The sequence below is a fragment of the Corallococcus carmarthensis genome (assembly GCF_003611695.1).
Taxonomy (GTDB): Bacteria; Myxococcota; Myxococcia; order Myxococcales; family Myxococcaceae; genus Corallococcus; species Corallococcus carmarthensis.
Genome location: NZ_RAWE01000030.1, coordinates 1 through 19,200, shown reverse-complemented (window position 1 = coordinate 19,200; position 19,200 = coordinate 1). Strand labels below are relative to the sequence as shown.

12 protein-coding genes and 1 pseudogene are annotated in these 19,200 nt (G+C 70.9%); 4 read left to right on the top strand and 9 right to left on the bottom strand.

Features of this window, described 5'->3' with window-relative positions:
* Positions 1–2: 2 nt before the first annotated feature.
* The 4 genes from D7X32_RS11380 to D7X32_RS47505 form a co-directional block, all read right to left on the bottom strand.
* Entirely contained in the window at positions 3–3,293 is a 3,291-nt protein-coding gene (locus D7X32_RS11380) for a Kelch repeat-containing protein (protein WP_120602553.1), read from the bottom strand.
* Positions 3,294–3,422: 129 nt separating this feature from the next.
* Positions 3,423–4,427, bottom strand: a complete 1,005-nt coding sequence (locus D7X32_RS11375) for a type VI immunity family protein (protein ID WP_120602552.1) — start codon at positions 4,425–4,427, stop codon at positions 3,423–3,425.
* Positions 4,424–4,765, bottom strand: coding sequence for a hypothetical protein (locus D7X32_RS44945; protein ID WP_147450109.1), 342 nt, complete (start codon positions 4,763–4,765; stop codon positions 4,424–4,426). Before D7X32_RS44945 ends, D7X32_RS11375 begins: the two co-directional genes overlap by 4 nt.
* Before the next feature lie 59 nt (positions 4,766–4,824).
* Positions 4,825–5,814: a hypothetical protein gene (locus D7X32_RS47505; protein ID WP_147450108.1), complete on the bottom strand. Its 990-nt coding sequence runs from the start codon at positions 5,812–5,814 to the stop codon at positions 4,825–4,827.
* A 48-nt stretch (positions 5,815–5,862) separates the two neighbouring features.
* Here D7X32_RS47505 and D7X32_RS11365 point away from each other — a divergent pair, with 48 nt between their 5' ends.
* Positions 5,863–6,714, top strand: a complete 852-nt coding sequence (locus D7X32_RS11365; protein ID WP_120602550.1) for a tRNA (5-methylaminomethyl-2-thiouridine)(34)-methyltransferase MnmD — start codon at positions 5,863–5,865, stop codon at positions 6,712–6,714.
* Here the strand turns inward: D7X32_RS11365 and D7X32_RS11360 are convergent.
* A complete protein-coding gene (locus tag D7X32_RS11360) occupies positions 6,665–7,282 on the bottom strand; it encodes a DUF2378 family protein (RefSeq protein WP_120602549.1) in 618 nt (205 codons plus the stop codon). The genes D7X32_RS11365 and D7X32_RS11360 overlap by 50 nt on opposite strands.
* Positions 7,283–7,361: 79 nt before the next feature.
* On the bottom strand, positions 7,362–8,351 hold the full coding sequence (locus tag D7X32_RS11355) for a LysR family transcriptional regulator (RefSeq protein WP_244238963.1): 990 nt from the start codon (positions 8,349–8,351) through the stop codon (positions 7,362–7,364).
* An 81-nt stretch (positions 8,352–8,432) separates the two neighbouring features.
* Here D7X32_RS11355 and D7X32_RS11350 point away from each other — a divergent pair, with 81 nt between their 5' ends.
* From D7X32_RS11350 to D7X32_RS11340, 3 genes are all read left to right on the top strand, one after another.
* Positions 8,433–9,326 (top strand): NmrA family NAD(P)-binding protein, encoded by an 894-nt coding sequence (locus tag D7X32_RS11350; RefSeq protein WP_120602547.1) that lies wholly within the window; start codon positions 8,433–8,435, stop codon positions 9,324–9,326.
* Positions 9,327–9,519: 193 nt separating this feature from the next.
* Positions 9,520–13,920, top strand: coding sequence for a Kelch repeat-containing protein (locus D7X32_RS11345; RefSeq protein ID WP_120602546.1), 4,401 nt, complete (start codon positions 9,520–9,522; stop codon positions 13,918–13,920).
* A gap of 174 nt (positions 13,921–14,094) precedes the next feature.
* Positions 14,095–16,863 (top strand): bifunctional acetate--CoA ligase family protein/GNAT family N-acetyltransferase, encoded by a 2,769-nt coding sequence (locus D7X32_RS11340; protein ID WP_120602545.1) that lies wholly within the window; start codon positions 14,095–14,097, stop codon positions 16,861–16,863.
* Positions 16,864–16,893: 30 nt separating this feature from the next.
* Here the strand turns inward: D7X32_RS11340 and D7X32_RS11335 are convergent, their stop codons facing one another.
* The 3 genes and pseudogenes from D7X32_RS11335 to D7X32_RS45410 form a co-directional block, all read right to left on the bottom strand.
* The gene (locus tag D7X32_RS11335) at positions 16,894–17,709 is read right to left on the bottom strand and encodes a hypothetical protein (RefSeq protein ID WP_244238962.1); all 816 of its coding nucleotides are present in this window, start codon (positions 17,707–17,709) and stop codon (positions 16,894–16,896) included.
* A 17-nt stretch (positions 17,710–17,726) separates the two neighbouring features.
* Positions 17,727–18,557, bottom strand: a complete 831-nt coding sequence (locus D7X32_RS11330) for a hypothetical protein (protein WP_147450107.1) — start codon at positions 18,555–18,557, stop codon at positions 17,727–17,729.
* A 60-nt stretch (positions 18,558–18,617) separates the two neighbouring features.
* A pseudogene (locus D7X32_RS45410) lies at positions 18,618–19,200 on the bottom strand (hypothetical protein); the annotation flags it as partial.

Sequence of the window (19,200 nt, the reverse complement as noted above, 5' to 3'; positions counted from 1 at the left end):
TCTCAGTTCCCCCGGGCCGGGTTCTGACGGCGACGCGACGTGTTCCAGGCCGTCAGCGCGGCGAGGAGCGCCAGCGCGGACGTGGTGCCACCGGTGCTGTCGCAGCCGCCACCGGCGAGCTCCACGACCTCCGCCTGGACCCGGACCTGGAACGTGCATTGCGCGGTGTTGCCCGCGTCATCCGTGGCGGTGACGGTGACCCGCGTGGCGCCCGGCGCGAAGGTGCTGCCCGACGCGGGCGAGGACGTCACCGGCGGCGAGGCCGTCACCGCGTCCGTGGCCGTGGGGTCGAACGTCACCGTCTCGCCCGGAGCCACCGTCCTGTCCGCGGGGCAGGTCAGCGTGGGCGCCGTGGTGTCCCGCACCGTCACCAGGAACGTGCAGGTGAGGCCCGTCGAGGTCGCGGTGACCGTCGTGTCGCCGAGCGGGAAGCGCGAGCCCGAGGAGTTCGAGTAGCTCACCGGGAGCCCCGCCGGAACGACGACCGCGGGGTCGTAGGTCACGATGGCGCCGTCCGCCCCCGTCGCCTCCGCGGTGACGTTCGCGGGGCAGGTGAGGGTGGGGGGCGGGCCATCCACCACGGTGAGGGTCACGGTCGCGATGTTGCTGTCGTCCGCGCAGTCGCGAACCCGGAAGGTGAAGCTGTCCGTGCCCACGAAGCCGGGGGCGGGCGTGTACGCGAGGTGCCCCTGCGCACTGGTGCCAAGCGTGCCGTGCTGCGGCTGGGTGACCGCGGACCAGGACAACGCCTGCCCGGGGTCCGGATCCGTACCGCCCAGCGAGAGTTCCACTTCGGTGTCCTTCGGGACGGTGACCGCCTGGTCCGCCGCCGTCGGGGGACGGTTGGCGACGAGGGTCACCGTGCGTCCTCCGGGGATGGCGTTGGCGAACACGGAGAGCCCGTAGGTGCCCAGCGGCGTGCCGGTGGGGACGGTCACCGTCGCGCGCGTGGCCGAGGTGTCGCTGCTGGGGAGCGTCCAGAGGCGTCCGCCCTCGGCGGCCCGCAGCCGCACCAGCGGGAAGTCGGTGGGGGAGTCGGAGTAGCTGCCGCTGCTTCCGCCGGAGATGCCGCGGAACAGCAGGCCCTCCAGGACGGTGGGGCAGCCGGCGACCAGGGTCGCCGGGTTCGTCACCGTGGGCTTCCAGGCCGGCAGGGCACCGGTGTCGTTGAACAGCTCCGCGTTGGTGGCGGCCACGCCTCCCACGAGGAGGACCTCGCCGGAGGGAAGGGCGGTGGAGATCAACCCGCCTTGCGTGGTGGGGTCCGCGACGGTCGTCCAGGCGCGGAGCTGGGGATCGTAGATCTCCGCGGTGTCGGCGAACGCGCTCCCCACGGTCAGGCCGCCCGCGACCAGGACCTTGCCGGAGGGCAGCAGCGTGGCGGTGTGGCGCTGGCGCGACTGCGCGAGCGGACCCACCAAAGTCCAGGTGTTGGTGGCGGGGTCGTACAGCTCCGTGGACGTCAGGGGCGTGAAGCCCGCGAGCCCTCCCGTCGCCAGCACCTGGCCCGAAGGGAGCAGCGTCAGCGTCAGCTCGTCCCGGGCCTCGGCGAGGTTCGCCGCGGGAGCCCAGGTATCGGTGGCGGGGTCGTACAGCTCCGCGGAGGCCGTCTCCGCACCGCCGCTGTCATGGCCGCCCGCGACGAGCACCCTGCCGTCGTGGAGCAGGACGGCGCCATGGCTGGCGCGGGCGAGGCCGGAGGGCGCCGCCGCGCTCCAGGTGTTGGTGTCGGGCGAGTAGAGCGCCGCGGAGACGAGCACCGCGGCGTTGGTCTGGCCGCCGGCCACGAGCACCCGGCCATCCGGAAGGAGCGTGGCGGTGTGGACGTGCCTCGGGGTGGGGAGGGCCGCGGTGGCAAGCCAGGTTCCGGTGGTGGAATCGTAGCGCTCGGTGGAGGCCGTCGAAGTGGTTCCGTTGCGTCCACCGGCGACCAGCACCTGGCCGGAGCGCAGGACGGTCGCGGTCGCGCGCTCACGCGGCACGGCGAGCGCGGGCGCGGCGCTCCAGCTGTTGCTCGCGCGGTCATACACTTCCACCGTCGCCGACGAACCGGCGCCGCGGCCGCCCGCGACGAGCACCCGGCCCGTGGGCAGCAGCGCCACCAGCGGATCCGTCCGGGGCGTGCCCATGCTGCCAGCGGGCGACCACCGGCTCGCGGCGGGGTCGTAGACCTCCGTCTCCGCGTAGAAGGTCAGGCTGGGGGTACTGAAGTAGCCGCCCGCGACGAACACCTTGCCGGTGGGCAGCAGCGTCGCGGTGTGGTTCTCGCGGCCGAGGTTCATCGTGCCCGCGGAGGTCCAGGTGCCGGTGGCGGGATCGTAGAGCTCCGACTCGATCTGCACCGCCCGGCTGGAGTCGGAGCCGCCGGTGACGAGGACCCGGCCATCGGGAAGAAGGTTGGCCGCGTGCCCGGAGCGCGGGAACGCGAGGCTGCCCGTGGCGGTCCAGGTGTTGGCCACCGGGTCGTAGAGCTCCGACTGGGTCGTCACCCCGCCCGCGGTGAAGCCGCCCGCGACGAGCACGCGGCCGTCGGGGAGCAGGGTGCTGGTGGAGTAGTGCCGGGGAACGATCGGGGCCGCCGCGACGGTCCAGGTGCCGGTCGCGGGGGTGTAGAGGTCAGCGCCGGGCACCTCGCCGGCCTGGTTGAAGCCGCTCACCGCGAGCACGCGACCGTCGCGCAGCCGCGTGGCGGTGTGCGCGTTGCGGCCCACGGCCATGGGGCCCGTGGCGGTGAAGGCGTTGGAGCCGGGGTCATAAAGCTCGGCCGTCGTGAGCCGCACGCCGCCCGCGCCGGTGCCGCCCGCGATCAGGACCTGACCCGAGCTCAGCAGCGTGGCGGTGGGGAGGCCTCGGGTGGCGGACATGTTTCCCGTGGCGGTCCAGGCGTTGGTCGCCGGGTCGTAGACGCGGCCCGCCTGCGAACCGTCCGTCAGCATCAGCACCTTGCCTGAAGGCAGGAGCACGGCCAGCGAGACGTTTCCCTGGATGCCAGGCGTGCCCGCGGGGCTCCAGGTGCCGGTGGCGGGATCATAGGTCTCCGCCGTGCTCACGAACCCGTTCCGGTTGACGCCGTTGATGACGAGGAGCCTCCCGTCAGGCAGCAGGACGGCCGCGTGTTGCGCGCGGGCCACCGGCATGGCCGAAGTGGCGTACCAGGCCGCAGGCGTCGCGAGACGGGAGTGCGCGGTACGGGCGCCCTCCGGTTCCGGGCGCGCGTTGCCGCCGCAGGACAGAAGGCCCAGGCTCGCGGCGAACACCAGGAGCCCGCTCCAGACAGCGCGTTGTGACCGCATTGATGAAACCCCGATCCGCGAGGGCTGGCGCGAACACGGCCGTCGGCCCGCCGCTCGACGTGAACACTCCGGATGGCGGATTATCAGTGACCCAGGTGGTGGGGCAATGCGTGAAAAAATCCGGTGCGGCTACCCATCGAGCGGGTTGGAGACTGGCGCCGGGGGAGGCTCCAGGAAGCGGCGCCACCAATGGCGGGTCTCTTCCTCGGTGTATCCGTCCCAGGTGTTGAAGCGGGCGAAGGGCAGGAGCCAGGGTTCCAGGAGCCGGGCCAGCTCGCGATACGCCGGCAGCGTTTCACCCAGCTTCGTGTCCCCCGCCAGCGGAGCGGGGCCCAGGCTGATCAGGGCTCGGCCCCCGGTGAGTTCCTGGACGGTGGTCTCCGGATGGCGCAGGTGGGAGCGGAGCGCCTGAGTCCCACCAATGGTTTCGAGCATGGCCGGGCCGAGGAAGTTCAGCCAATGGATGCCGTCGATCCGCTTCTCCTGATGCCACAGTCTCGTCACCGGAATGGCCCAGCCGGGATGCCGGGCCAGCTGGTCCTTGAGGAGGGGAAGGAGTTTCGACTTCCCCCGAGTGAACGAGAGCGACAGCCCGGCATGGCCCGTGGCGAAGGGAAGACGGTCCGCCAGGGACTGCGCCAGGTCATGGGCCTTCTCGGGACCCGCAACCTCCAGGAAGCGCATGGGCAGCGTGACACTCAGAACACTGTACTCAGAAGAAGGCTCTCTCCATGGGAGCCGAGACTCGAAGCTGAATTCATAGCCATCAGGCTCCGAATCTCCTCCCTTGAGGATTACCCATGTGTCGAAATTCCTCTTCGTCAATCTGCGGAACCAGTAGGAGTCCTGGTCCATGTCGTCCAGATATTCAAAGCGAGGCTTTGCGAGATGGCGTTGGACCTCTTCCCAAAACTCAGGCGTAAGCGGGAAGGTATCCTCGGTGATGTCGGAATCCTCCCCGGATGTCAGACTCCCTCCACCGAGCCCGATGAAATCAAGATAGATATCGAGGACGCGCCGGAGGATCGGCGCCACAACCGCATGGTCGTGCGGCAAATAAAAGACTACACGCATGACCAGTTGGACTCGAGGAAGCGAAGCAGCGAAGTGCTGGTACGAGGGGTACTTGCTCAACGCACGACTCCTTGCTGCGGCGTGACGATGGCAGGCCTGCAATTGCCGCCCAATTCCTTGTAGCTGGTCATTTGCTTCTGGGTTTCAGAACTGGCGAATGGATCGCTCTTGCTTGACCGGGTGCACGGGAACTTGAAGTCGAAGATGCATTGAATCTGGTGAGGCTGGCCTGTTGCGTGAAGGACGATGTCGGGCTTCTTCGAGCCCGTCCATTGATTCGTCAAGACAGGGCCGCCAGACCTGGCGTCGCCGCTATATCGCGGCTCAATCGAGACGTTTTCGGGGAAGAGCCGGAGGATTTCACGCTGCACACATGCGAAGGCGACGGCATGCTTCATCGTTCCAAGTTCAGCCTGCCAAGCAGAGCAGGGCGACAACCCCACTCAGATAACGTCCCTCAATCATCGTCTTCGCCCACGTCATGCGCCGCCGCGTTGAACAGGCCGAAGCCACCGGCCTCCTCGCTCGAAATGTCCGCGCGGCGCAGCGCGGGTGAATCCTGCGTCTGTCCCACCGCCATCCAGCGGGGCGCGGCCAGCAGCACGCCGTCCTTCGGCAGCTCCGGCAACAGGTGCACCAGGTCCCCGAGGATGAACTCCGTGTGACCCACGCCCTCGGGCTCCGGCAGGTCCTCTGTCGGATGCCACGGCCCGCCGTCCAGGTGGCCGAAGGGGAAGCTCCCCGTGCCACTCGCACCGCCGTACCCGCCCTCCAGCAATTGACGCGTCCGCTCCTCGCTCCCCGTCACCGCCGGCAGACAGACGCGCGTCAGCCACTCCCAGGTCGCCGCTCCCTGCTCCACGGGCCAGTCCAACTCCACCGTGTCGTCGGCCTTCGCCAGCAGCGCGTCCAGGTACGCGCACGCCGCGCGCGGCCCCAGCACTCCGCCCCGGCGCGCCTCCTCCACCGCCGGGGCCCACAGCTCCTCGCGGTAGTAGTGCGCGAAGTAGAACCCCGGCTCCTCCCACTCCGGACGCACGTCCCGGGGCAGCTTCGCCAGCACCAGCCCGCTCGACAGGTACGCCGGCCCGGTGGCCCGGGGATGGAACTGGCTGAACGCGAAGCGGAACACGCGCACCGCCAGCCCCGCCTCCTCCGTCGCCTCCAGCCCCTCCGGACACCCCGCCCGCAGGTGGAAGTCGTCGAAGCGCAGGAACACGTCCACGCCAATGCCCACCGCGTTCTGGCACAGCGACTCCAGGCACGCCGCCAACACATGCCCCGCGTCCACCGAGCCCGGGGCCTCCCACGCCGCCTCCCGGAGGGTCCGCGTCCCGGCCTCCACCCGGAGCGACAGCCGCACCCGGCCTCCCGCGAAGGGCGCCTCCCCGTGCCGCACGTCCGCCCCGTGAAGCTCGCCCCGATGTTCCTGCCCTGGAGTCCTCATGCTAGGCACCCATCCTTTCCCACACGTTCCCTCCAGGCCAGGAGCCCCATGTCCGAGCCCTCCCATCCGCGCGACGGCGACTTCGAGCTCGTCACCCTGCGCAACGGCCACCGCGCCGTGCGCCACCTGGGCCATGGCGAGGTCATGCACCCCGCGGTGGGCCCGTGGCAGGAAGCCCTGCGCCTCTACGTGGACCAACCCGGCCTCGCGGACCGCCTGCGCAAGCCCGGCCCGCCGCTCGTCATCCACGACGTGGGCCTGGGCGCCGCCACCAACGCCGTCGCCGCGCTCACCCGCGCCCGTGACCTGGGCCCCGAGCGCGCCCGCGACCTGCACATCGTCAGCTTCGAAGTCGACCTGGCCCCGCTGCGGCTCGCGCTCGCGGACGCGGAGGGCTTCCCGTTCCTCCAGCCGTTCCGCGAGGCCGCCGAAAGCCTCAGGAAGCACGGCGCTTGGACCGAGCCCGGCATCCAATGGACCCTCAAGCTGGGGGACGCGGTGCCCTTCCTGGAACCGGACGCGGAGCTGCCCCCCGCCGACCTCGTCTTCTTCGACCCGTTCTCACCCGCGTCCAACCCGGACATGTGGACCGAAGCCGTGCTCGCCCGCGTCCGCCGGCACTGCCGCGAGGACGGGGAGGGCGCCCTGCTGATGACCTACAGCGCGGCCACGCCCACCCGCGTCACGCTGCTGCTCGCGGGGTTCTACGTGGGCGCCGGCGCGTCCACCGGCACCAAGGGGGAGACCACCGTGGCCTCGACCCGCTACGAAACACTGGCCGCCCCGCTGGGGACCCGGTGGCTGGAGCGCTGGGAGCGCTCGTCCTCCCGGGCCCCGCATGGGGCCACCCTCACGCCTGAGGTCGAGCGTCGCCTGCGGACCCATCCTCAGTGGCGCTGAGCGCCGACTCCGAGGGGGCCTCGCTCCAGCGCAGGTGGAACGTCGCCGCCGTGCCGTCGAACTCCTCCGGCAGCGCCACCACCCGCCAGCCCCCGCACAGCTGCACCGCGCGCGCCAGCAGCCCCGCCGCGAACGTCGGCTGATCCGCCAGCACGTCGTTCATCCACAGCTCCAGCGACGTCGCGCCACGCTCCACGATTTTGACTTCACTGAAGTTGTTGCCGGCGCGAAAGCCCAGGTCCGCCCGCAGCAGCATCCGCCGGGGACCGGCCAGCCGGCCCACGCCCAGCAGCGCACGGCCAAAGAAGGTGCCGAAGTAGGCGTCCATGAAGCGCTCGCCCAGGGAGTAGTACGCGGCCTCCGCGGGCACGCCGCCATAGACGTGGCCGGCGGCGATGCGCAGGAACTCCCGCCACTGCTCCAGCGAATAGGTGCGCTCCAGCTTGCGGTCGAGGTCCAGGCCTGCCCGCTTCAGGTGCTCGCGGCACGCGGGCGTCAGCCGGTTCTCCAGCGCTCGGACGAAGAGCGCGTCGACGGTCTGGGCGAAGACAAGCTTCTCAGGATTCATGGGGAGCACCCTACACGAAGCCCCCCATGCGATGCTCCCCCACCTGTGTACTGACGTTCAGTGCCGCGCCCCCCGAGTGTCAGGAAGCTGGCGCGCGCCGCACCCGTCGTGAACTCTGGGTGCTTTCAGACCCCGCGTTGACGGCCCGCGCCACGAGTCCGCGCAGCCATTGGTGCGCGGGGTCGGCGTCGAAGCGGTCGTGCCAGACCTGGAAGATGTCGAAGGGGCGCACGGGGAGGGGGGGCGTGAACACCTGGAGCGCGTACGCCTCGCTGAACGTGGCGATGAGGCGGCGGGGCGCGGTGAGGATGTGGTCGGAGCGCGACACCACCAGCGGGGCGATGAGGAAGTAGGGCACGCGCACGGCGATGCGGCGCGGGGGCAGGCCCCGCTTCTCCAGGGCCACGTCCACCGCGCCCACGCCGTCGCCGCGCGGGCTGATGAGGACGTGGGACAGCTTCAAGTAGGTGTCCAGGTCCAGCGTGCGGCGCACGGTGGGGTGGTCCTTGCGCACCACGCAGACGAAGTCCTCGGTGAAGAGCTTCTGCTGGCGCAGGCCCGGCCCGGACTCCACCGGCGGCGTGACGACGACCAGGTCCGCCTCGCCCGTCTCCAGGAGCGCGGGGTAGGTGCTGCTCTCCACGTGCAGCACGGACAGGTCCACGCCGGGGGCCTCGCGGCCCAGCAGCTCCAGCGCGCCCGGCAGCAGCACCGACCCGAAGTAGTCGCGCGTGGCCACCGTGAAGCGGCGGGACGCGGTGGCGGGTTCGAAGGGAGGCTCGTGGCGCAGGGCCCGCCGCAGCTCCGCCAGTCCCCGCCTGAGCGGTGCGACCAGCTGTTCCGCGCGCGGGGTCAGCACCATGCCGCCCCGGCCCCGGATGAGGAGCGCGTCGCCCAACAGCTCCCGGAGCTGGGCGAGCGCATGGCTCATGGCGGACTGGGTGAGCCCCACGCGCGCGGCGGCGCGGGTGACGTGCGCCTCCTGGAGGAGCGCCTCCAGCGCCACCATCAGGTTGAGGTTGATGCCGGAGAGATCCACCTCCGCGGGGGGTTCATGAACGCGGTGCATGGGGACATGCATAGCATGCAGTGGCCTCATGCAGGGCGCGGGGGCACTGTTGCGCCATCCCGCAGTCGCTGGAGGCACCCCATGTCCATCGTCATCAACACCCCGAATGGCAACATCGGCCGTCCCCTCGTGCAGAAGCTGCTGAAGGCTGGCCGGCAGGTCACGATCATCGCCCGCGGCCCGGACAAGGTGGCGGACCTGGTGAAGCTGGGCGCGAAGCTGGTGCAGGGCTCCATCGACGAGCAGGCCACGCTGGACGCGGCGCTCCCGGGCGCGGAGGCGCTGTTCTGGCTCACGCCGTCGGTGCCCCGTCCGGACTTCGTCGAGTGGGCGACGGCCACTGGCCGCATGGCCGCGGCGCGCGTGAAGGCGCACGGCGTGAAGCGCGTGGTGCTCATCTCCAGCGTCGGCGCGCAGAACGGGCCGGGCTCGGGTCCGGTGTCCGCGCTGAAGCCCGTGGAAGAGGCCTTCCAGGCGGCGGCGCCCAACGTCACCAGCCTGCGCGCGGGGTTCTTCATGGAGAACCTGCTGCGCGACGTGCAGGGCCTGGCGAAGGCGGGCGCGCTCTTCGGCCCGAACCCGGAGACGAAGGCCTTCCCGATGGTCGCGACGGTGGACATCGCGGCCAAGGCCGCCGAAACCCTGACGGACGCGTCGTGGACGGGCCACCGCTACGTGGGCGTGCACGGGCCCAAGGACCTCACCTACCCGGAGGTCGCGAGCATCCTCACCCAGGTGCTGGGGCAGCCCGTGAAGTACGTGCGGGTGGGGCTGGAGGACCTGCGCAACGGCATGACGGGCGCGGGCATGCCCTCGTGGATGGCGGCCACCTTCGTGGAGATGTACGGCGCCGTCCTGGACGGGCGCATGGAACCGGCCGAGCCGCGCTCCAAGGAGACGACGACGCCCACGACGCTGGCGGAGTTCGCCAGCACCGTGATCAAGCCGGTGGTGGAGCAGGCGCGCGCGTCGTAAGGGCGTCCGCCGCCGCACCCGGGTGTGGGGACCTGGGTGCGACGTGACTGGTCATGTCTTGGATTGAGTGCCTGAGAATCCAGGGGGTTGGGTCCTGGCCTGGGGATTGCGTTGGGTGCGCGCCGCTGCACCCAACACCATCCCGTCTGGCATTGCGGCCGCGGCCGGTGCCGGACTGACAGGCATCCTCGTCATGAGAAGACCCGTGGTCGTGTGGCTGTGCCTCCTGCTGGGGCTGACGGCGTGTGACGGAGTCTCGTCGCGTCCGCGTGAGGAGGTGGGAGTCACTTTGGAGTCACGGCTCCGGGAGACCCCAGGGGGCTCGGAAGCCAGGCTCGCGGCGGTGCGCGCGTGGCGCGAGGCGCCTTCCGACGAACGCGCCCGGGCGCTGGCGCACGCGTACTTTCCGGAGTGGGCACCGGGTGAGGAATCACTGGCGGACGCGTCGCCCGCGGCCCTGCGCGTGACGGTGCCGGAGACGGCCACGGGGACGCTGGAGGTGGAGACCCGGGGCCTGACGTTCCGGGTGCGGCGGCACGGCGTGGAAGGGCAGGGCCCCCAGACGAAGGACCGCGCCACCGGGCCGCACTTCTGGGCGCCGGTGGGAGCGCGTTCGCGGGATGCGGCGGGCCGCTGGGTGACGTCCCGCGTGGAGGAGTACGACGTCGCTCCGGAGGGCGCCGCCGAACACCGCGTGCGCTACACCGTGGAGGTCCCCGAGGGCATCGTCGCGGTGCGCGACCTGGGGGGCTCCCTGGAGTTCGCGGACGCGCAGGGCGTGCCCCGGTTGCGCATGCACACGCTGGTCGCGCGGGACGCGGAGGGCCTGAGCCGTGAGGGCACGGTCCAACTCCACGGCGGGGTGCGCGTTCCGGGCGCTGGGCCCACGCGCTATGCGCTGTCGGGACGCAGCCTGGACGTGGCGATGGCCGTGGACCTGCGTGGGATGCAGGGGCCCGTGGTCGTGGATCCGGGCTGGTCGTCGACCGGCGTGATGTCCACGGTGCGCCGCTACCACACCGCGACGCTGCTCCCATCCGGAAAGGTGCTGGTGGCTGGCGGGCGCACCCCCGGCGCGGTCATGACGCCGAGCGCGGAGCTGTTCGACCCCGTGACCGGGACCTGGAAGGGCGTCATGCGCCTGGCGACCGGCCGGGCCGTGCACACCGCGACGCTGCTCCCATCGGGCCGGGTGCTCGTCGTGGGAGGGGTCTCCGGAGTGACGCCCCTGGCCACGACGGAGCTCTTCGACCCCGAATCCGAAACGTGGAGCCCCGCGGATGTGATGACCACGGGCCGCGCCTTCCACACCGCGACGCTGCTGGCCGGCGGTCGTGTCCTGGTCGCGGGAGGGCAGGGCTCCGCGACCCCGGTGCTGACCTCCGCCGAGCTCTTCGATCCCGAGACCGGCGCCTGGACCCCGGCCGGGGCCATGTCCTTCGCTCGTGCGGCTGGCACCGCGACGCTGCTGCCCACGGGCCACGTGTTGTTGGCGGGAGGAAACACCGCCACCGCCGTCACGGAGCTGTTCAATCCGGCCACGGGGACCTGGACCACCACGGGCCCCATGGTGAACGCCCGTGAGGCGCACACCGCGACCCTCCTGCCCAATGGGAAGGTGCTGATCGCCGGCGGAACGACCACGGGCGGATACAACCAGATGATCGCCGTCAGCGAGACGTATGATCCCGTCACGGGACGCTGGACGGCCACGGGGGCCATGCCGGCCGCTCACAAATGGCACACGGCTTCGTTGATGCCGGATGGCCGCGTACTCGTCGTGGGCGGGGTGGCGAGCCAGGAGTCCGGCTGGGCCCTCGGGACGAACTCCACGGAGGCCTACAATCCGATGACGGGCACCTGGCAGCGCAGTGGTCTGCTCCAGGTCGCGCGCGGTGACCACACCGCGACCCTCCTTCCATCGGGCCGGCTGTTGATCGCGGGCGGCTACAACTTCACGACCAACAGCAGTGACGCCAACCACCTGAACTCCCCGGAGCTGCTGGAGGCGCCAGGGGTCTGGTCCTCCGGGTTGCCAGCCAGCACTCCGCGCGTGGACCACACGGTGACGCCGCTCCCCTCCGGTCAGCTCCTGGCCGTGGGTGGTCGTGATGCGACGGGGGCGCTTGCCTCCGCGGACCTCTACGACCGCGACGGGGCGCGCTGGAGCGGTGCCAGCTGGATGCTCATCCCCCGGACGCAGCACACCGCGACGCTGCTGCCTTCGGGACGGGTGCTCGTCACCGGAGGTTCGGATGGCTTCGCGCCCCTCGCCGACGCGGAGCTGTATGACGCGGCCTCCAGCCAGTGGCTGCCCGCGGGCCGGATGTCCGTGGAGCGCACCCGGCACACCGCGACGCTGCTTCCTTCGGGCAAGGTGCTGGTGACGGGCGGCGCGGGCTACTACGGCGTCCACGCCAGCGTGGAGCTGTACGACCCGCGCAGTGGCCTGTGGACCTCCGCGAGCCCCATGGCCACGCCTCGCGCCGCCCACTCCGCCACGCTGCTGCCCAACGGCAAGGTGCTGGTCGCGGGTGGCACCAACGGCAGCGGACCGCTCAACACCGCGCAGGTCTACGACCCGGTCACGGACACCTGGAGCGCCGTGCTCACGATGCTCACCGCCCGCGAGGACCACACCGCGACCGCGTTGTCTTCCGGCAAGGTGCTGCTCGTGGGCGGCCTCGCCACGGGCGGTGGCGCCACGTCCGAGGTGGAGCAGTACGACCCGGGCCTCAACACCTGGACCCGGCTCACCCGGCTGGGCGTTCCGCGCGCGGGCCACACCGCGACGCTGCTGCCTTCCGGCGACGTCGTCCTCATGGGTGGCCACAGCGGAGCGGAGAGCTACTTCAACAGCGTCGAGCGCTTCGAACCGTCCACCGCCACGTGGGACTACCTGACACCCATGGTGACCGCGCGCACCGGCCACACCGCGACGCTGCTGCCCACGGGAGAAGTCATCGTGTCCGGTGGACGCAGCAGCACGGTGCAGGCTTCCGTGGAAGCCTTCGACCCCATGTCCTCGGTGGCCGCCGTGCGGCCCACGCTCGATACGCCGCGCATCCTGTCTCCCGGTGCCACGTTCATCGCCACGGGCACCCGTCTGCGCGGCGTCTCCGATGGCGGCAGTGGCACCACGAACTCCTCCGCGAGCGAGGCCCCCCTGGTCCGGCTCGTGAGCGTGGAGAGCGGCGCGGTCTCCTGGGTGAAGGGCGTCACCGGGTGGCAGGACGGCAAGCAGTTCTCCGCGCGCGTGCCCACCGTCGCCGCCGGACAGTACCTCCTGCTCGTCACCGTCCAGGGCGCCACCGGTGGCCGCATGGTGCGTGTCACCGACGAGAACGCCGCCCCCGTCGTGCTCAACGCCTCCGCGTCCGTGCCGAAGAACACGCCCATCGCCATCACGCTGTCCGGCATGGACGCGGATTCAGACTCGCTGACGTACTCCGTCATCCAGGCGCCCCAGCACGGCACCCTGTCCGGCGCGGGCGCGTACCACGTCTACACGCCTGCCACCGGTTACAGCGGCGTCGACACGTTCACCTTCCGCGTGAACGACGGCGTCGCGGACTCCAACGTGGGCACCGTGACCCTCAGGGTGAGCAACTCCATCCCGGTGGCGCTCGCCTTCGCCGTCACGACCTCCAAGGCGAAGCCGGTGCAGCTCACGCTCTCCGGTCAGGACGGCGACGGGGATGCGCTCACGTTCCGCCTCCTCACCCAGCCCACGCGCGGCACACTGTCCGGCACCGCGCCGTACCTGACGTACACGCCCAACGCGGGCCACACCGGCACGGACTCGTTCACCTACCGCGCGAACGACGGGACCACGGACTCCTGGCCCGTGTCCGTGACCCTCAGCACCGTGAACCTGGCCCCCGTGGCACGAAGCGCGTCACTCACCACGCTGGTGGGGCAGGGCGTGCCGCTCACCCTGGAGGCCACCGATGCGGACGGCGACATGCTGACGTACAGCGTGCTCCAGGCCCCCGCGCACGGCACGCTCTCCGGCACCGCGCCCCACCTCGTCTACACACCGCAGGCCGGCTACGAGGGCCCGGACGCCTTCACCTTCCGGGCGCATGACGGCACCACCGCCTCCACCTCCGCGACCGTCACCACCACCGTCGTCGCGCAGGTGCCGCACGCGCCGTCCGTGCCCGTGCTCCGCTCGCCCTCCGACACCGCGCTCGTGACGTCCGGCGACGTGACCTTCACGTGGGATGCCGCCATCGACCCGGAGGGCGACGCGGTCAGCTACCGGTTGGAGCTGAGCCGCGACGGCACCGTGCTCGCGTCGCTCAATGCCGCGGGCACGTCGCTCACGCTGCCTGGGACCCTGTCTTCGGGGACGTACACGTGGCGCGTGGAGGCGCAGGACTTCCAGGGACACCGCAGCGGCTTCTCCGCCCCTTCGTCGTTCAGCGTGGCCCTGAACCCGCTGTGGCGGATCACCGGGGGACAGGGCCTGCGGGAGGAGGACGCTCCGAGCGGCTTCGCATGTTCGGCTGGAGGCCCCTCCGGTTGGGCTCCGTGGCTCGGGACGCTCGTCCTGCTCGCCTGGGGCTTCCGGCGCCGTCCGGTCCGGTAGCAATCCTGGACCCCGGACGCCCCGCGTCGTTCGCGGGGCGTCCGCCCGACCGCTCGCATGTGAAACAGGACAGGGGAACGTACGCCGCCCCGTCCTCTTCCTCCCAACTGGTGCACGATGGGGGCCGGCCGGAGATTTCTCCGGTACGGCCACCCCACCGAAGACGAGCGCACCATGGACGAGCAACGCCCCGCCACGCCCCCGGCCCGGACGGACCCCTCCATCGACCTGCTCCACCAGCGCACGCGTCAGCCGCTGGAGGTCCTCTTCTCCCCCCGCAGCGTCGCGGTGGTGGGGGCGAGCGAGCGCGCCGGCAGCGTGGGCCGCACCGTCCTCTGGAACCTCATCAGCAGCCCATTCGGCGGGACCGTCTACCCCGTCAACCCGCAGCGCCCCAACGTGCTCGGCATCAAGGCGTGGCCGTCCCTGCGCGCGCTGCCGGAGGCCGTGGACCTGGCGGTCATCGTCACCCCCGCGAAGTCCGTGCCGGCCATCATCCGCGAGTGCGCGGAGGTCGGCGTCAAGGGCGCCATCATCATCTCCGCGGGCTTCAAGGAGACGGGCCCGGAGGGCGTGAAGCTGGAGCAGGAGGTCTTGCGCATCGCGCAGGCCGCGAACCTGCGAATCATCGGGCCCAATTGCCTGGGCGTGATGCGCCCCACGGGCGGCTTCAACGCCACCTTCGCCAAGGGCATGGCCCGCCCCGGCAACGTGGCCTTCATCAGCCAGTCCGGCGCGCTGCTCACCTCCATCCTCGACTGGAGCCTGCGCGAGGCCGTGGGCTTCAGCGCGTTCGTCTCCGTGGGCTCCATGCTGGACGTGGGCTGGGGAGACCTCATCGACTTCCTCGCGGATGATCCGATGACGCGCTCCATCCTGCTCTACATGGAGTCCATCGGCGACGCGCGCGCCTTCCTGTCCGCCGCGCGCGAGGTGGCCCTCACCAAGCCCATCATCGTCATCAAGGCCGGCCGCACCGCGCAGGCCGCGCAGGCCGCCGCGTCCCACACCGGCACGCTCGCCGGCAGCGACGAGGTGCTCTCCGCCGCCTTCCGCCGCGCGGGCGTGCTGCGCGTGGACTCCATCGAGGACCTCTTCCACATGGCGGAGGTGCTGGCCCGCCAGCCCAGGCCCTCCGGCCGCAGGCTCACGCTGCTCACCAACGCGGGCGGCCCCGCCGTGCTCGCCACGGACGCGCTCGTGTCCGGCGGCGGCGAACTGGCCGTGCTGTCCGACGCCACCCGCGCCCAACTGGACGCCTTCCTCCCGCCGCCGTGGAGCCACGCCAACCCGGTGGACATCCTGGGAGACGCGGACGCGGAGCGCTACGCGAAGGCGCTGGAGACCACCGGCGCGGACCCCAACAGCGACGGCCTGCTCGTCATCCTCACCCCGCAGGACATGACGGAGCCCACCAAGACCGCCGACCGCCTCAAGGGCTACGCGAAGCTGCCCGGCAAGCCCGTGCTCGCGAGCTGGATGGGCGGCTCCGAGGTGGCCGCCGGCGAGCGCATCCTCAACGACGCGGGCATCCCGACCTTCGGCTACCCGGACACCGCGGCCCGCGTCTTCAACTACATGTGGCGCTACGCGGACAACATCGCCGGGCTCTACGAAACGCCCACGCTGGCGGAGGAGCCCACCGGCGGAGGCCGCGACGTGGCGCGCGCCCTGGTGGACGAGGCCCGCGCCGCCGGCCGCGTCCTCCTGTCCGAATACGAGTCCAAGCGCCTGCTGGCCGCCTACGGCATCCCCACCGTGGAGACGTGGCTCGCCACGTCCGAGGAGGAGGCGGTGGAGAAGGCCCGCACGCTGGGCTTCCCCGTGGTGCTCAAGCTGCACTCGCTCACGGTGACGCACAAGACGGACGTGGGCGGCGTGCGGTTGAACCTGCCCGACGAAACACACGTGCGTGAAGCGTTCCGCGCCATCCGCGACGCGCTCACGGAGCGGGGCCTGGCGGACGCGTTCGACGGCGTCACCGTGCAGCCCATGGCGAAGCTGGACGGCTACGAGCTGATCCTCGGCAGCAGCCTGGACGCGCAGTTCGGGCCGGTGCTGCTCTTCGGCGCGGGCGGCACGCTGGTGGAGGTCTTCCAGGATCGGGCCCTGGGCCTGCCGCCCCTCAACACCACGCTGGCGCGCCGGATGATGGAGCGCACGCGCATCCACCACGCGCTGAAGGGCGTGCGCGGCCGGGCCCCCGTGGACCTGGGCGCGCTGGAGCGGCTGATGGTGCGCTTCAGCCAGCTGGTGGTGGAGCAGCCTTTCATCCGCGAGCTGGACATCAACCCGCTGCTCGTCTCCGGCGAGCGCATCATCGCGCTGGACGCGCGCGTGGTGCTGCACCCGCCGGACGTCTCCGCCGCGTCGCTGCCGAAGCTCGCCATCGAACCGTATCCGCACCAGTACGCGCAGCTGCTCACGCTGAAGAACGGCGAGCAGCTCCTGGTGCGCCCCATCCGCCCGGAGGACGAGCCCGCCATGGGCCGCTTCCACCAGGCCCTGTCCGAACAGACGGTGTTCATGCGCTACGCGGGCCTGATGAAGCTCAGCCAGCGCGTGGCCCATGAGCGCCTGGCGCGCATCTGCTTCAACGACTACGCGCGGGAGATGGCGCTCGTCGCCGTTCGGCCGTCGCCGGACGGGAAGGGCGGGGGAGAGATTCTCGCGGTGGGCCGGCTCACGCGCCTGCGCGGCACGAAGGACGCGGAGTTCGCCATCACCGTCAGCGACCCCGCGCAGCGGCTGGGCCTGGGCACGGAGCTCTTGCGGCGGCTGGTGGACATCGGGAAGGACTGGGGCCTGCGCCGCATCGTCGCGGACATCCTCACGCGAAACCGCGGCATGCAGGCCGTCAGCAAGAAGCTGGGGTTCACCCTCGTGGAACACGAGGAGCTGGCCCCGGACATGGTGAAGGCCGTGAAGGTGCTCAACGGCTGACCGTGCCCGGGGCCCTACCGCCTCACGGCACTACACGTCGTCGCAGGGCGTGCCCAGCCGCGCGCCCGTGTAGACGCCCAGCTCGTTGTAGATGAACGGCAGGTTCTCACCCACCGGCACCGCGCGCAGCTTCTGGCGCTTGCTCTTCACCACCCAGAACGACGGCTCCTCGCGGTCCACCACGAGGCGCAGGTCGCCGCCCTGCGTGGAGAAGATCTCCCCCTGCGAGTCGGTGACGACGTTGAGCATCTTCTGCGGCTTCACCTGGCCGCGCTGGCCCGTGAAGATGCGGAAGCTCTTGTTGTCCGCGCCGATGCCGCGCTCCACCAGGTAGTACGTGCCCTTGTCGTCGCGCAGCAGCGCGTACGGCTGGAACTTCACCGGGCTGGGCTGGTAGGTGGCCTTGCGCAAGAGCTCCTTGGCCTGCTCCGCCGCCACCGGCTGCTGGGGCAGGGTCTTCTCCCCGCAGCTCAGCGTGCACGTCTTGAGGTCCTCGCTGAGCTTCACGAAGGAGACGACCCGGTAGTCCGTGCCGCGGAAGTTCTCGTTGGACTTGGGGTTGAAGAAGCGGGGCTCGAAGAAGGCAGCCTCCGTGACGGAGGGGTAGCCCACGGCCGGCACCTGCGTGAACGTCTTGCCGTCGCCGTAATACAGCTCGCCGTCGTGCTCGGGCGTCTGGGGCACGAGGAGCGTGAAGTGGCCCTTGCCGTCCGCGCACACCTTCGTGGACTCAAGCACCATGCGCTCCTTCAGCTTCTGCTCCTTCCCCCAGGGGGGATCCAGCGCGAGCGCGGCTTGCGGGGCCAGGACGAGCCCCAGGGCGATGACCATGTTTCGAAGCGTCATGTCAGTGGGCTTTCGTTCTACAGGTTGTCGGTGAAGAAGGTGGTGGTCGCTTCGGGCTGGACCGTCTCACCCGACGTCACGGACCAGATGACCTTCTGGGCTTCCAGCTTCAGCGCGGCCTTGGGGTCCACGCGGCACTCCACCGTCTGGACCTTCTGCTGGATGGTGCGCTTGGCCTCGTCGGAGCGCTCGCACAGCTTCTGGAGCGACTCCAGGGGGCCCACGCAGTAGCTGCCGAAGGACATCTCGTTGATCTGCTCATCCGTGACGGAGTCCCAGGCCACGGTGGACGTCAGCTTCGAGCCGCAGGCCTTGTTCGTCGCCGCCAGGGCCTCCGCCAGCTGCACTTCCGCCTGGTTCGTCCAGAACTTGCGGTCGAACGCGAGCAGCGCCTGGTACTTCTTGTCGCCCTCCAGGTCCTGGTAGCGCTCGAAGACCTTCTCCACCTTCAGCGCGCCCGTCTTGGCCGTGTCCGGCTTCAGGTACGTGTAGTCCGTGTGGTTCACGTTGCTGAAGACCAGGTCCTGGTAGCCGCCCCGGTCATTCACGGTGACGAAGCGCTGCTTGCGGCCGCGCCACAGCGTCCAGTACTGCGTCTCGCGCCGCTCCTCGCCCACCGACGCGACCAGCACCTGGCCGTCCAGCTCGCTCTTCGTGCCTTCGAACGCCACCAGCGCCTTGTGCGCGTCACCGGGCTCCAGCCCGATGAGGGTGATCTTCTCGCCGGCCTCGTTGGAATACACCTTGCCGGTGACGGGCTTCGTGCCCGCCACGGCGCTGTCGGGCCGCACGCCCCGGGAACACCCCAGGGACAGCGCCACGACGCTCACTGCCAGTAGGACTCTCACGACCACTCCTTGAATTGAGGGCGCGCCCCCGCTCTGGAGCTTCCGCGCGCCCGGACGACCCTACAGGTCGATTTCGTACTTCGAACAGTATTGTCGGACCCTTGGACGTTCCGTTGCCGGGACGCGGGTCCATTGTGCCCGCGCATTCGCCAGGTCGTGCTGCTGGCAGTAGACGCGGGTGAGCAGCGAGAACGACAGGCCGGTGATCTTCGTGCGCTGGCTGCGCCGGATGTGACGCAGCGCTTCCGCCGTGTTCGACGCGTCCAGCGCCTTCTGCGCCGACGCCAGGTCCTCGCGCACGCTGTCCGGCATCGATTCGTTCGCGCCGCCGCGCCCTGTCTTGGGTTTGGTCGTGACGGTGGGTGCGTCCGGCACGGGCTGCTGGGACGTCTCGGGCTGGGAGGGTGGCTCCGGCTTCACCTCGGGCTCCACGGGCTTCTTCGGATCCACCGGCGGCGTCACGGCCGCGACGGGCGCCGCGGGCTGGGGCTGCGGCTGGACCGCGGGCGCCGGCGGAGTCACCCCCACGACGGGGGGCGGGACCGTGCCCGCGCCCTTCCAGAAGAAGGCGACGGCGAACGCGATGATGACCGTCAGGCCCACGGCGACCGCCACCGGCCACTTCGGGCGGGCGGGGGCCAGG

Coding starts and splice junctions, on each gene's coding strand:
- D7X32_RS11380 (WP_120602553.1), bottom strand. CDS start 3,293: ATGCGGTCACAACGCGCTGTCTGGAGCGGGCTCCTGGTGTTCGCCGCG.
- D7X32_RS44945 (WP_147450109.1), bottom strand. CDS start 4,765: ATGAAGCATGCCGTCGCCTTCGCATGTGTGCAGCGTGAAATCCTCCGG.
- D7X32_RS47505 (WP_147450108.1), bottom strand. CDS start 5,814: ATGAGGACTCCAGGGCAGGAACATCGGGGCGAGCTTCACGGGGCGGAC.
- D7X32_RS11365 (WP_120602550.1), top strand. CDS start 5,863: ATGTCCGAGCCCTCCCATCCGCGCGACGGCGACTTCGAGCTCGTCACC.
- D7X32_RS11360 (WP_120602549.1), bottom strand. CDS start 7,282: ATGAATCCTGAGAAGCTTGTCTTCGCCCAGACCGTCGACGCGCTCTTC.
- D7X32_RS11355 (WP_244238963.1), bottom strand. CDS start 8,351: ATGCACCGCGTTCATGAACCCCCCGCGGAGGTGGATCTCTCCGGCATC.
- D7X32_RS11350 (WP_120602547.1), top strand. CDS start 8,433: ATGTCCATCGTCATCAACACCCCGAATGGCAACATCGGCCGTCCCCTC.
- D7X32_RS11345 (WP_120602546.1), top strand. CDS start 9,520: ATGAGAAGACCCGTGGTCGTGTGGCTGTGCCTCCTGCTGGGGCTGACG.
- D7X32_RS11340 (WP_120602545.1), top strand. CDS start 14,095: ATGGACGAGCAACGCCCCGCCACGCCCCCGGCCCGGACGGACCCCTCC.
- D7X32_RS11335 (WP_244238962.1), bottom strand. CDS start 17,709: ATGACGCTTCGAAACATGGTCATCGCCCTGGGGCTCGTCCTGGCCCCG.